The 11,683-nt window shown below is 58.5% G+C and carries 14 protein-coding genes and 3 tRNA genes; 4 read left to right on the top strand and 13 right to left on the bottom strand.

Features of this window, described 5'->3' with window-relative positions:
- The 13 genes from B9Z49_RS21100 to rpe form a co-directional block, all read right to left on the bottom strand.
- Positions 1-397: GTP-binding protein (locus B9Z49_RS21100; protein WP_199225065.1), on the bottom strand; the 397-nt coding region annotated here is incomplete at its 3' end.
- A 73-nt stretch (positions 398-470) separates the two neighbouring features.
- Positions 471-545 (bottom strand) — tRNA-Thr (locus B9Z49_RS21095).
- Between the two features lie 30 nt (positions 546-575).
- Positions 576-649 (bottom strand) — tRNA-Gly (locus B9Z49_RS21090).
- Positions 650-736: 87 nt separating this feature from the next.
- A tRNA-Tyr gene (locus B9Z49_RS21085) sits at positions 737-822 on the bottom strand.
- 62 nt (positions 823-884) lie between these two features.
- Complete coding sequence (locus tag B9Z49_RS21080; protein ID WP_108355411.1) at positions 885-1,646, bottom strand: uracil-DNA glycosylase; 762 nt, start codon at positions 1,644-1,646, stop codon at positions 885-887.
- Entirely contained in the window at positions 1,646-2,434 is a 789-nt protein-coding gene (gene trpC / locus B9Z49_RS21075) for an indole-3-glycerol phosphate synthase TrpC (RefSeq protein ID WP_108355412.1), read from the bottom strand. Before trpC ends, B9Z49_RS21080 begins: the two co-directional genes overlap by 1 nt.
- A 46-nt stretch (positions 2,435-2,480) precedes the next feature.
- Complete coding sequence (trpD, locus tag B9Z49_RS21070) at positions 2,481-3,509, bottom strand: anthranilate phosphoribosyltransferase (RefSeq protein ID WP_108355410.1); 1,029 nt, start codon at positions 3,507-3,509, stop codon at positions 2,481-2,483.
- A 39-nt stretch (positions 3,510-3,548) separates the two neighbouring features.
- Entirely contained in the window at positions 3,549-4,226 is a 678-nt protein-coding gene (locus tag B9Z49_RS21065; RefSeq protein WP_108355409.1) for a LysE family translocator, read from the bottom strand.
- Between the two features lie 4 nt (positions 4,227-4,230).
- Positions 4,231-5,298, bottom strand: coding sequence for a low-specificity L-threonine aldolase (gene ltaE / locus B9Z49_RS21060; RefSeq protein WP_108355408.1), 1,068 nt, complete (start codon positions 5,296-5,298; stop codon positions 4,231-4,233).
- The gene (locus B9Z49_RS21055) at positions 5,295-5,876 is read right to left on the bottom strand and encodes an aminodeoxychorismate/anthranilate synthase component II (protein ID WP_199225133.1); all 582 of its coding nucleotides are present in this window, start codon (positions 5,874-5,876) and stop codon (positions 5,295-5,297) included. The genes ltaE and B9Z49_RS21055 overlap by 4 nt, the downstream gene beginning before the upstream one ends.
- Before the next feature lie 2 nt (positions 5,877-5,878).
- Positions 5,879-7,378 carry an anthranilate synthase component I gene (trpE, locus tag B9Z49_RS21050; protein WP_108355406.1) on the bottom strand — a complete coding sequence of 500 codons (1,500 nt, stop codon included), beginning with the start codon at positions 7,376-7,378 and terminating at the stop codon, positions 5,879-5,881.
- Positions 7,379-7,663: 285 nt separating this feature from the next.
- On the bottom strand, positions 7,664-8,386 hold the full coding sequence (gene gph / locus B9Z49_RS21045; RefSeq protein WP_108355405.1) for a phosphoglycolate phosphatase: 723 nt from the start codon (positions 8,384-8,386) through the stop codon (positions 7,664-7,666).
- Between the two features lie 16 nt (positions 8,387-8,402).
- Positions 8,403-9,083, bottom strand: coding sequence for a ribulose-phosphate 3-epimerase (rpe, locus tag B9Z49_RS21040; RefSeq protein ID WP_108355404.1), 681 nt, complete (start codon positions 9,081-9,083; stop codon positions 8,403-8,405).
- 29 nt (positions 9,084-9,112) lie between these two features.
- Between rpe and apaG the strand changes: the two genes are divergently transcribed.
- From apaG to B9Z49_RS21020, 4 genes are read left to right on the top strand one after another with little or no spacing between them, the layout of a single operon-like run.
- Positions 9,113-9,505, top strand: coding sequence for a Co2+/Mg2+ efflux protein ApaG (gene apaG / locus B9Z49_RS21035; RefSeq protein ID WP_108355403.1), 393 nt, complete (start codon positions 9,113-9,115; stop codon positions 9,503-9,505).
- 45 nt (positions 9,506-9,550) lie between these two features.
- Complete coding sequence (thiL, locus tag B9Z49_RS21030; protein ID WP_108355402.1) at positions 9,551-10,510, top strand: thiamine-phosphate kinase; 960 nt, start codon at positions 9,551-9,553, stop codon at positions 10,508-10,510.
- Positions 10,510-11,037, top strand: coding sequence for a phosphatidylglycerophosphatase A (locus B9Z49_RS21025; RefSeq protein WP_108355401.1), 528 nt, complete (start codon positions 10,510-10,512; stop codon positions 11,035-11,037). Before thiL ends, B9Z49_RS21025 begins: the two co-directional genes overlap by 1 nt.
- Positions 11,037-11,510, top strand: a complete 474-nt coding sequence (locus B9Z49_RS21020; protein WP_108355400.1) for a CinA family protein — start codon at positions 11,037-11,039, stop codon at positions 11,508-11,510. The genes B9Z49_RS21025 and B9Z49_RS21020 overlap by 1 nt, the downstream gene beginning before the upstream one ends.
- Positions 11,511-11,683: the final 173 nt, after the last annotated feature.

The raw sequence follows: 11,683 nt of genomic DNA, 5'->3' as shown, positions 1-11,683 counted from the left end.
CGATGATGTAAGGCACGCCCACCTGGCGGGCCAACAAGATGTGCTCGCGGGTCTGAGGCATAGGGCCGTCAGCAGCGGAACACACCAAAATAGCGCCGTCCATCTGGGCAGCACCCGTGATCATGTTTTTCACATAGTCAGCGTGGCCAGGGCAGTCCACGTGAGCATAGTGGCGGTTAGCCGTCTCGTACTCAACGTGGGCAGTGTTGATCGTGATACCACGGGCTTTTTCTTCGGGCGCCGCGTCGATCTGGTCGTACGCTTTGGCAGCACCGCCGAACTTGGCAGCCAACACGGTCGTGATGGCCGCTGTCAACGTGGTTTTGCCATGGTCAACGTGACCGATGGTGCCCACGTTAACGTGGGGCTTGGTCCGTTCAAATTTCTCTTTTGCCATATCTTCGACTCCGAAAAGTAGCGGTCAACAACCAAAACAGAGGGCGCACAACTTACGGTGTACGCCCCAAAACTGGTGCCCTTGGCGGGAATCGGACCCGCGACCTCTCCCTTACCAAGGGAGTGCTCTACCACTGAGCCACAAGGGCGAAAACATCTGACAGACTCAACCGGTTCGATGGAGCGGGAAACGGGAATCGAACCCGTGTCATTAGCTTGGAAGGCTAAGGTTCTACCATTAAACTACTCCCGCACTGATCGCGCCGCACGAGTGGATGCTGCGCCAATGCTTGGAAACCATTTCCAATTGCTCAATTCAATCCGGCTTAAGCCAGTTTGCTGGTGGAGGAGACTGGATTCGAACCAGTGTAGGCGTAAGCCAACAGATTTACAGTCTGCCCCCTTTAGCCACTCGGGCACCCCTCCAGAAGCGAGTCTTACATTATGCCATCTTTTTGTGACGTACTGCAAGACGGCCCACAAAATTTTCACCAGTCGATGACTTTTCCGCCGTATTCCTCAAGAAAGGCATTGGCCTGAACAAAATGATCGCAGCCCAAAAAAGGCACAGGGCGTCGCAAGGCCGAAAGGGGAGAGGGGTGATTGGCCAACAGTACCAAATGCTTGGCAGCGCTTGCGGTTTGTTCGATCAACGTCTTTTTGGCCTGAGCTTGTGCACCCCACAACATGAATACCACCGGCGTAGAACTTTGGGAGACAGTTTTGACCAGTTCATCGCTCAAAATCTCCCAACCCCACTTTGCATGGCTGGCCGCTTGCCCGTCTTGTACTGTCAAGCAAGTGTTCATCAGCAAGACGCCTTGCCTTGCCCAGCGCACCAGTGAGCCGTTTGTGGGCATGGTCACACCCAGACTTTGCTGTAACTCCTTGAAAATATTGCGCAAACTGGGTGGCAAGCGCACGCCAGACGCCACAGAAAAAGCCAATCCTTCTGCCTGACCCGGTCCGTGGTAAGGGTCTTGACCCAGAATCACCACACGCACCTGGCTCAGCGGGGTCAAGCTCAGCGCCCGAAAAGGATCGGGTGGATAAATGATGGAACCTGAATTCAGGTCAGCGGTCAAGCGCGCGGACAAGGCTTGCCCGACCGCTGAGGCCAAAAACTCGACCACATGCGTCCGCCACCCCTCATCCAGTTTTTGAAGATCAGGGGGCCAGCCCAGCAACCGATCGGCCACCAAGGCCCCGTCTTCCAACGCCAGACTCTGCTGAACCAGCATGTGGGACATCAGGCAAATAGTTTGGACAGCGCCTCGCCGGGCTCGCTCGAACGCATGAAAGCTTCGCCCACCAAAAATGCATTGACTTTCGCCTCGCGCATCCGCAAGACATCTTCCGGGGTTTGAATACCGCTTTCGGTGACCAACAAACGGTCGGCCGGTACATCGGGCAACATGTCCAGGGTGGTCTGCAGGGACACTTCGAAGGTTTTCAAGTTACGGTTGTTGATGCCGACCAGGCGCGTTTTTAACTTCAGGGCGCGTTCCAGTTCGGCTTTGTCGTGCACTTCCACCAACACGGCCATGTCCAGGCTGCGGGCCACGGCTTCCATTTCGGCCATTTGGGCATCGTCCAGACAGGCGGCAATGAGCAAGATGGCGTCAGCCCCCATGGCCCGGGCTTCGTACACCTGATAAGTGTCGATCATGAAATCCTTGCGTAGCACCGGCAGGTCGCAGCTGGCACGGGCTTGCTTCAGGAAATCCACGCTGCCCTGAAAAAACTGCTTGTCCGTTAAAACAGACAAACACGCTGCGCCATGCTCTGCATAGCTTTGGGCGATGTCGGCCGGGATGAAGTCGGCGCGCAGCACACCTTTTGAAGGGCTGGCTTTTTTGATTTCGGCGATCACCGCCGCTTGGCCTGCGGCGATCTTGGCACGCATCGCGCCTTCGAAGTCACGGGTCAGCACGCGGCTTTCGGCATCAGCGCGCACCACGGCCAGCGATTTTTGCTTCAGGGCCGCAGCCACTTCTTCGCGTTTGACCGCGACGATTTTATCCAAGATGTCACTCATGATTTTCTTTCTGTGCGGGCTCGGTGGCACCGTTTTTTGAAATGGCTCAAGACGCCTTCTGGCCAAAGGCCACAAACTGTGCCAGCTTGGCTTTGGCCGCACCCGACTCGATGGCCAAACGCGCACGCGCCAGGCCATCGTCGATGCTGCTGGCTATATTGGCCGCGTACAAAGCTGCGCCCGCGTTAATCATGACGATGTCACGGGCTGCGCCGGGCTCATTGTCCAGCACACCGCGCAGCATGGCCATGGATTGCTCGGGTGTTTCCACTCGCAGGGCCCTGTTGCTGGCCATGGTCAAGCCAAAGTCCTCGGGGTGAATTTCGTATTCGGTGATCTGGCCGTTTTTGAGCTCCCCCACCAAGGTGGCCGCGCCCAGGCTGATTTCGTCCATGCCGTCGCGCCCGTACACCACCACCGCATGCTCTGCCCCCAAGCGTTGCAGGGCACGCACCTGAATGCCCACCAAGTCGGAGTGGAACACACCCATCAAGATGTTCGGTGCGCTGGCCGGGTTGGTAAGGGGCCCGAGGATGTTGAACATCGTGCGGACACCCAACTCTTTGCGCACCGGCGCCACGTTTTTCATGGCCGGGTGGTGGTTGGGGGCGAACATGAAGCCGATGCCCACCTCTTCGATCGAACGCGCGATCTGCTCGGGCGACAGGTGAATGTTGCCGCCCAGTGCCTCGACCACATCGGCGCTGCCGGATTTGCTGCTGACGCTGCGCCCACCGTGCTTGGCGGTTTTAGCCCCAGCGGCAGCGGCCACAAACATCGCGCAGGTCGAGATGTTGAAGGTGTGGGCCCCATCGCCCCCCGTGCCCACAATGTCCACCAAGTGCGTTGGATCGGCCACATGCACTTTGGTTGAGAATTCGCGCATCACTTGCGCAGCGGCTGTGATCTCGCCAATGGTTTCCTTCTTCACGCGCAGGCCCGTGATGAGCGCAGCCGTCATGACGGGCGACAGCTCGCCATTCATGATCATGCGCATGAGGTGGAGCATCTCGTCGTGAAAAATCTCGCGGTGCTCGATGGTGCGTTGCAGCGCTTCCTGAGGGGTGATGGGCATGGTGGGTTTCCTCTCGGATGATGGGTTTCGTAGAAAGATTCAATGCGAAGGCGCGTCGGTGAAAGCGAGCTTCAGACCAAAGCCAACAAACAGCCAACCGGCAAGCCGGTCCATCTGGTGCATGACGCGCTGCATGCCTTGGGCCCGGTGAGCCAGCCATGAGGCGGCCAAGGCCCAGCCCATGCACACCAGCAAACTGTTGAGATTGAACAAGCAACCCAAGAGCACGAAAGACCAGGCTGGGTCAGGGGCTTGCGCTGGGATGAATTGCGGCACAAAGGCCAGAAAAAAGAGCGCCACTTTCGGGTTCAAGGCATTGGTAGCAAATGCTCCGAAGAACACGGCCAGCAAACTGCTCGCTTCTATTGAAGGGGAATCGCTTGGTTGGCCCACCACAGGCTGAGCGGCCACTTCGTCACCAGCCACTTGGCGTGTACGCCACAACAGACGCCCCCCCATCCACACTAGGTACGCGGCACCGATCCACTTGACCAGGTTGAAGGCCTCTGCCGAAGTGGCCAAAACGGCCCCCAGCCCCAAAGCGGCTGCAGCCACATGCACGAAACACCCCGCCGTGATGCCCCAGGCGGCGACCAACCCACGCCACACACCGCCACGCAAGGACTGGTTGACGATGTAGAGCACGTCTGGACCGGGGGTGAGGTTGAGCAGCACACCGGCCATCATGAACATCAGGACTTGCTGCGTTTCGGGCATGGTTTCAGTAAACGCCTACTCGGGTGGAAGCCGGGCTTGTCTTTGAAGCTGTGTTCGCCATAAAGCGCTGGATGCAGGCTATGGCGTGGTCGATGCCTGCAGCATCCACCCCGAGGTGTGTCACAAAGCGCAATCCAATCAAGCCCGTTGCCAAAACGCCCTGGGCTTTCAGATCCTCGAGCAAGGCCGGGCCACGTCCATCGGCCACATCCACAAACACAATATTGGTTTGCGCAGAACGCACACTCAGACCCGGCACGCCTTGCAAGCCCTGAGCCAGCCGCTGCGCCAGCGCATGGTCATCGGCCAAGCGGTCCACATGGTGCTCCAGCGCGTGCAAAGCCGCAGCGGCCAAAATGCCGGACTGGCGCAAACCACCTCCCAGCACCTTGCGCCAGCGCAGTGCCTTGGCGATCAGTTCACGCGAGCCGCAAAAGGCCGAGCCCACTGGCGAGCCCAAGCCCTTGCTGAAGCACACGGACACGCTGTCGAAGTGGTCCACGATGCGGCGCACGCTCTCTGTGACCGATCCTCCTTCGGCCTGTGCCACGGCCGCATTGAACAGCCGTGCGCCGTCCAGATGCACGGCCAAGCCATGCTGCCGGGCCAAGCCTGTGGCTTGCGCCAGATAGGCCTGCGACATAGGGTGACCGTTCCAAGTGTTTTCTAGCGCCAGCAAGCGTGTTCGGGCAAAGTGGCAATCGATGGGTTTGATGGCTGCAGCGATATCGGCCAGCGCCATTTCGCCTACTTTGCTTTGCGCCAGGGGCTGCGGCTGAATACTGCCCAGCACGGCAGCGCCACCGCCTTCGTAGCGATAGGTATGGGCGTTTTGGCCGACGATGTACTCGTCACCCCGCTCGCAATGCGCCATCAGGGCGCACAGGTTGCTCTGCGTGCCCGAAGGCATGAACAGCGCCGCTTCTTTGCCCGTGATCTGTGCGATGTGTTCCTGCAAGGCATTGACCGTGGGGTCGTCGCCAAACACATCGTCACCCAAGGGTGCACTCAACATGGCTTCGCGCATCGCTGCGGTGGGCTGCGTGACTGTGTCGCTGCGTAAATCAATCATGGTCGCTCCAGAAAGTTTTTGAGCATGGCGTGGCCGTGCTCGGTCAGGATGGATTCGGGGTGGAACTGCACACCTTCGATGTCCAGCTCGGTGTGCCGCACGCCCATGATCTCGCCGTCATCCGTCCAGGCCGTGACTTTAAGGCAGGGCGGGCAAGTGGCCCGCTCAATGGCCAAGGAGTGGTAGCGGTTGACGGTGAACTGCTCGGGCAAGCCCGCGAACACGCCTTCTTGCGTAGTGGTGATGACACTGGTCTTACCGTGCATCAATTCTTGAGCCCGCACGATCTTGCCGCCAAAGGCTGCGCCAATGCTTTGGTGCCCTAGGCACACACCCAAGATGGGCAGCTGGCCTGCAAAGTGCTGGATGGTAGCCACCGAAATGCCCGCCTCGGCTGGCGAACACGGGCCTGGCGAAATCACCAAACGGTCTGGCTGGCGGGCCGCAATGCGTTCGAGCGTGATTTCATCGTTGCGAAAGACCTCGACGTCTGCCCCCAGCTCACCGAAATATTGCACGATGTTGAAGGTGAAAGAGTCGTAGTTGTCGACCATCAGGAGTTTGATTTTTTTCGCCATGATCACTCCAAGCCTTCTTCGACCAACTCGCTGGCGCGCAGCAAGGCGCGCGCCTTGTGTTCGGTTTCGCGCCATTCCATCTCAGGCACTGAGTCGGCCACCACGCCCGCAGCCGCCTGAACATAAAGCGTCTGGTCCTTGATGACGGCGGTACGGATGGCAATGGCCACGTCCATGTCCCCGGCGTAACTGATGTAGCCACAGGCTCCCCCATAAATGCCACGCTTGACGGGCTCGAACTGGTCGATCAGCTCCATCGCATGCACTTTGGGTGCACCCGTCAAAGTACCGGCTGGGAAGGTGGCTTTGAGCACATCCATGTTGCTCATACCCTCGTTCAACACGCCTTCGACGTTGCTCACGATGTGCATGACATGGCTGTAGCGCTCGATCACAAAGGCTTCGGTAACCTTGACCGAACCGATCTGGGCGATGCGGCCAATGTCGTTGCGCGCCAAGTCAATCAGCATCACATGCTCGGCCCGCTCTTTGGGGTCGTTGATCAGTTCCAACTCAGCGGCCTTGTCCTTTTCGGGCGTCGCCCCCCGTGGGCGTGTGCCTGCCAACGGGCGGATGATGACTTTGGCGCCCTCTTCGGTTTGTTCCTGGCGTACCAAAATTTCGGGGCTGGCACCGACCACATGGAAGTCGCCGAAGTTGTAGAAATACATGTAAGGGCTGGGGTTGAGCGAACGCAGCGCCCGGTACAAGGACAGCGGGCTTTCGGTGTAGCGTTTCTTGATGCGTTGCCCCACCTGCACCTGCATGAAGTCGCCACCCGCGATCAGTTCCTTGGCTTTTTCTACTGCAGCGATGTAATCGGCCTTTGCAAAGTCCCGCTCGGCCGGGTAAGACTGGGTGGGTTTGACGACCGGGGCGCTCACCGAGTACTTGAGCTGTTCTTTCAGATCGCGCAGGCGTTTTTTGGCTGCCACATAGGCCTCGGGCGTGGCGGGGTCGGCGTACACAATCAGGTAAAGCTTGCCCGACAGGTTGTCAATAACAGCCAACTCTTCGCACTGCAGCAGCAAGATGTCGGGTGTGCCCAAGGTATCGGGCGGGCAGGATTTTTCGAGTTTTTTCTCGATGTAACGCACAGCGTCGTAGCCAAAATAGCCCGCCAAACCACCACAAAAACGTGGCAATCCCGGGCGCAAGGCCACTTTGAAACGCTTTTGGTATTGCTCGATGAAGTCGAGTGGGTTGCCCGCGGTGGTCTCGATCACCGTCCCGTCGCGCACCACTTCGGTCTTGGCTTCAGCGCCGAAACCGCTGGCGCGCAACAAGGTGCGTGCGGGCAGGCCGATGAAACTGTAGCGCCCAAAACGTTCGCCACCCACGACCGATTCAAGTAAAAAGCTGTATTTGCCATTGTCCTTGGTGTGGGCCAGCTTCAGGTAAAGCGACAAGGGGGTTTCCAGGTCCGCAAAGGCTTCCAGCATGAGAGGAATGCGGTTGTAGCCTTGGCTGGCCAGGCTTCTGAATTCAAGTTCGGTGATCACAGGCTAGCGCCTCCTCAGCGCTCAGCGACCTCGTGCGAGGTGCTTTTCATTCATCCAAGTGCCCGGTCATGGTGCGCATGAAGCCGGGCGCGGGTGGCGGGCAAGCCGCACAGTCGATGGGGTCAGGCTGGCCGACGCCAGGGCCAGGCTCCCCGGCCTTCCGCAGGGGAATGGCTCGGCAGGCTGGCTGCGCTGGAGTGGATGTGGATGATGAACATGATTTGTCGAGTGTAGCAAAGCCAAGCTGTTGGTTTTAACAGGATATACATCCTTCTGGGCCTCACATCATTGGTCGAGGGTGTACAGGCACTTTGGCAGGTCGGCCAGCGTGTCCAACCAGGCAGCCGCAGGCGTGTCTTGCACCCGCTGACCGTGGTTGTAGCCGTACGTGACCAGCACCACCGGACATCCCGCAGCGTGGGCGGCCTGCGCATCGTTGCTGGAATCCCCCACCATCAAGGTACGTGCGGCGTTGGTACCCAGTGCCTCACAGGTTTTGAGCAAGGGCAGGGGATCGGGTTTTTTGCGCTCGAAACTGTCGCCACCAAACACGGGGCCAAAGAAGTGTGTCAGTGACTTTTCTTTCAGCAAGGCCGTTGCAAATCCCAAGGGCTTGTTGGTCAGGCAGGCCATGGGCATGCCCTGTGCGGCCAAAGCCTCCAATGCGTCCCGAGCGCCGGGGTAGACATCGGCAAACTGGCCATTGATGTCCAGATAGTGGTGCTGGTAGCGCTGCCATGCGCGGCCGAACAGGGCGTCCACCGACAGGGCCGGGCAAGCCTGGCCCACGCCTTTGACCTCGGGTCGGTTGATTTGATGCGCCAGCAAGGTGCGGATCAGGTGCTCGGAGCCTTTGCCAATGGTTTGTGCGATGAGCGCGTCAGGCATCGGCGGCAAGTCCAGATCGGCCATGGTGCGGTGCAATGCCACCTGAAAATCACCCAAGGTGTGTACCAGGGTGCCGTCCAGGTCAAAAATGACCGCGTCAATCTGCTTCAGTTCTTGCATAGGGACTGACCTCGCTTCAGGACAAAGCGACGCGCATCTGGTCGATCACGGCTTTGTAATCCGGTTTGCCAAAAATGGCACTGCCCGCCACAAAGGTGTCTGCCCCGGCATCGGCCACACGGCGAATGTTGTCGGCCTTGATGCCCCCATCCACTTCTAGGCGAATGTCGCGGCCGCTGCGCTCGATCCACTGACGCGCCAGCTCCACCTTGCGCAAGGCCGAATCGATGAAGCTTTGGCCACCAAAGCCCGGGTTGACGCTCATGATAAGGATCAGGTCGATTTCGTCGATGGTCCACTCCAGCACGTCCAAAGGCTCGGCCGGGTTGAACACCAGACCGGCCTTGACGCCCTTGGACTTGATGGCCTGGATGCTGCGGTGCACATGGGCGCTGGCATCCGGGTGAAAGCTGATGAGGTCGGCACCCGCCTCGGCAAAAGAAGCGGCCAGTGCGTCGACAGGCGAAATCATCAAGTGCACATCGATCGGCACTGCTACGCCAGCAGCCGTTTTGGCATGCGGCTTGAGCGCTTGGCAAATCATGGGGCCGAAGGTGAGGTTGGGCACGTAATGGTTGTCCATCACGTCGAAATGGATCCAGTCGGCACCGGCGTCGATGACGCTTTTGACTTCTGCACCCAGACATGAAAAATCAGCCGAGAGAATGGAAGGGGCAATTTTGTAGCGACTTGTCATGCTCGAATTGTCGCAGTTAACATGCACGCATGTCTGCTCACCAAGTTCATATTGATGTGTTGCCCCAGTACGTGGCCGACCAAAGCAACCCCTTGCAGGATGTTTATGCTTTTACATACACCGTGACGGTGACCAACACAGGCAAGACCCCGGTACAGCTGATATCCCGGCACTGGATCATCCAGGACGAAAAGGGCCATATCGACGAGGTCAAGGGTTTGGGGGTGGTAGGGCAACAACCGCTGCTGCGACCCGGTGAGGCTTTCCAGTACACCAGCGGCTGCCGTTTGCGTGCTGCCAGCGGCACCATGCACGGCAGCTATTTTTTTGTCTCTGAAGATGACCAACGTTTTGATGCACCCATTGCCAAGTTTGTGCTGGATGCCTCGGGCAGCTCATCCGCCGGACGCACGCTGCATTGATCCTGTCTCGATCCTGCCGCTTGCCTTGCGGTTAAGCTCTGTGCCATGGGTGAATTTGACCTGATTGAACGCTTTTTCAAGCGCCCACCACGCCAAGCCAACGTTGGCGTGGGTGATGATTGTGCGGTTTGGACCCCGCGCGAGGGCCATCAGTTGGCCTTGTCAGCCGACATGCTGGTCGAAGGCCGCCATTTTTTGAGCACGGTCAACCCCGTTCATTTGGGCCACAAGTCACTGGCCGTTAACTTGAGCGACTTGGCTGCGTGTGGTGCGACACCCCAGGCTTTTTTGCTGTCCCTTTCATTGCCACGGGTTGACGAAGATTGGCTGTCCAGCTTTACCCAAGGATTGTTTGATCTGGCAGATGCCCATGCTTGCGAACTGATTGGCGGAGACACCACCCAGGGTCCGCTGAACATCGCCATCACGGTCATGGGCGATGTGCCGCATGGGCAAGTGATTTTGCGTAGCCATGCCCAAGTGGATGACGATGTGTATGTCAGTGGATTTTTAGGCGATGCACGTTTGGCCCTCGAAGCTTTTCGTGGCGCAATCAGCCTGCACGAATCGGTTTTTTTGGCTGCCCGTCATCGATTGGAATGCCCGGTTCCTCGCGTAGCGCTTGGCCAAGCCTTGCGTGGCCTGGCCACCGCCATGGCCGACATCAGCGACGGTTTGGTTGGCGACTTGGGACACATCCTCCGATCAAGCCATGTAGGGGCCGAGATCGATGTGTCCCTTGCCAGGCGTCTGATGGCAACCAACGCACTGTGGCACTGCCCTGAAGATCTCGCCCTCAATTGTGTTTTTTCAGGTGGTGACGATTACGAGCTGGTTTTTACGGCCCCGCCTTCAAAAGCACGAGAAGTGCAGCTTGCCGCCGAGATGACGGGCACGCGTGTCACGCGCATCGGACGCATCACCGCAGAACGTGGTTTGATTTTGCGCGACGCGAACGGTCTAGCGGTCACCCGCGCGCTGTTTTCTTTTGACCACTTTGCCTGATGAGTGCCGTCTTGACCCATTCACCGCATCCTCCCGTGCGTGCCAATGCAGCCTTCATGCTGTCGCACCCTGCACACGCGATCGCCCTGGGTTTCGGCTCAGGACTCTCGCCCAAAGCACCCGGCACAGTGGGCAGTTTGTGGGGATGGGCGTCCTGGCTGCTGATTCAACAACAGTTCAGCATTTCAAGCCAAGCTTTGATCATTGCGTGTGCTGTCCTTATGGGTTGGTGGGCTTGCACCGTGACCGCCCGTCGCATGGGCATCAGTGACCCCGGCGCCATTGTCTGGGACGAAATCGTGGCCATGTGGCTTATCCTTTTTATGCTCGCCCCCAGTGGTTTTGCCACTCAATTGGCCGCCTTTGTGTTGTTCCGTTTTTTTGATGCGGTCAAACCAGGTCCTGTCGCTTGGGCCGATCGATTGTTCAAAGGTTTTGGCTGGCGCGGTGGCTGGGGCATCCTTTGGGACGACCTGGTCGCCGCTTTTTGCACCCTGCTGGTGATTGCTTTGTGGAGGATCTGGTGATGCAAAAATTGGTTGAGCTTGTTGCCCTGCAACTGACTGCGCGGCAATGGATGTTGGCAACAGCCGAGAGTTGCACGGGTGGGCTGATTTCGGCTGAATGTACCGATTTGTCTGGTTCAAGTGCTTGGTTTGACCGTGGGTTTGTGTCCTATTCCAACGAAGCGAAAGCGCACATGTTGGGTGTCTCGCCTGAGTTGATTCAGTTGAACGGCGCTGTCAGCGAACCCGTCGCACTGGCCATGGCCCTGGGCGCTGTGTACCGCTCCAAAGCTGCAGCTGCTGTGGCTGTGACGGGTGTTGCAGGACCAACGGGAGGCAGCCCAGGTAAACCAGTGGGCTCCGTTTGGATTGCTTGGTGTATTGGCGGTAAAACGTCTGCCGAACTCAAGTACTTTGATGGCGATCGCCAGTCCATCAGAAGGCAAACTGTCGAGGCAGCCCTGCAAGGTTTGCTTGAAAGACTGAGCGTGTGAGCGCGCACCCATTGCTGTGGTTGGAATGCTTGGTCATTTAGAGGCCATCGGCATAGGGGGGCCGCAATTATTGCAGCCACCCCTGCCACACCACCGGGCATGCGGGTCCGCACCCGGCGGTTCGAGAGCTTGAGGTCATGACAGCCTTGGCACTCCCAACCTATCAAAGTACG

The sequence above is a fragment of the Limnohabitans sp. 2KL-51 genome (genome assembly GCF_003063645.1).
In the GTDB taxonomy this organism is placed as follows: Bacteria; Pseudomonadota; Gammaproteobacteria; order Burkholderiales; family Burkholderiaceae_C; genus Limnohabitans_A.
Note: the sequence above shows the minus strand (reverse complement) of the source record. Positions and strands in the feature narration are given on the sequence as shown.

Coding starts and splice junctions, on each gene's coding strand:
- B9Z49_RS21080 (WP_108355411.1), bottom strand. CDS start 1,646: ATGTCCCACATGCTGGTTCAGCAGAGTCTGGCGTTGGAAGACGGGGCC.
- trpC (WP_108355412.1), bottom strand. CDS start 2,434: ATGAGTGACATCTTGGATAAAATCGTCGCGGTCAAACGCGAAGAAGTG.
- trpD (WP_108355410.1), bottom strand. CDS start 3,509: ATGCCCATCACCCCTCAGGAAGCGCTGCAACGCACCATCGAGCACCGC.
- B9Z49_RS21065 (WP_108355409.1), bottom strand. CDS start 4,226: ATGCCCGAAACGCAGCAAGTCCTGATGTTCATGATGGCCGGTGTGCTG.
- ltaE (WP_108355408.1), bottom strand. CDS start 5,298: ATGATTGATTTACGCAGCGACACAGTCACGCAGCCCACCGCAGCGATG.
- B9Z49_RS21055 (WP_199225133.1), bottom strand. CDS start 5,876: ATGGCGAAAAAAATCAAACTCCTGATGGTCGACAACTACGACTCTTTC.
- gph (WP_108355405.1), bottom strand. CDS start 8,386: ATGCAAGAACTGAAGCAGATTGACGCGGTCATTTTTGACCTGGACGGC.
- rpe (WP_108355404.1), bottom strand. CDS start 9,083: ATGACAAGTCGCTACAAAATTGCCCCTTCCATTCTCTCGGCTGATTTT.
- apaG (WP_108355403.1), top strand. CDS start 9,113: ATGTCTGCTCACCAAGTTCATATTGATGTGTTGCCCCAGTACGTGGCC.
- thiL (WP_108355402.1), top strand. CDS start 9,551: ATGGGTGAATTTGACCTGATTGAACGCTTTTTCAAGCGCCCACCACGC.
- B9Z49_RS21025 (WP_108355401.1), top strand. CDS start 10,510: ATGAGTGCCGTCTTGACCCATTCACCGCATCCTCCCGTGCGTGCCAAT.
- B9Z49_RS21020 (WP_108355400.1), top strand. CDS start 11,037: ATGCAAAAATTGGTTGAGCTTGTTGCCCTGCAACTGACTGCGCGGCAA.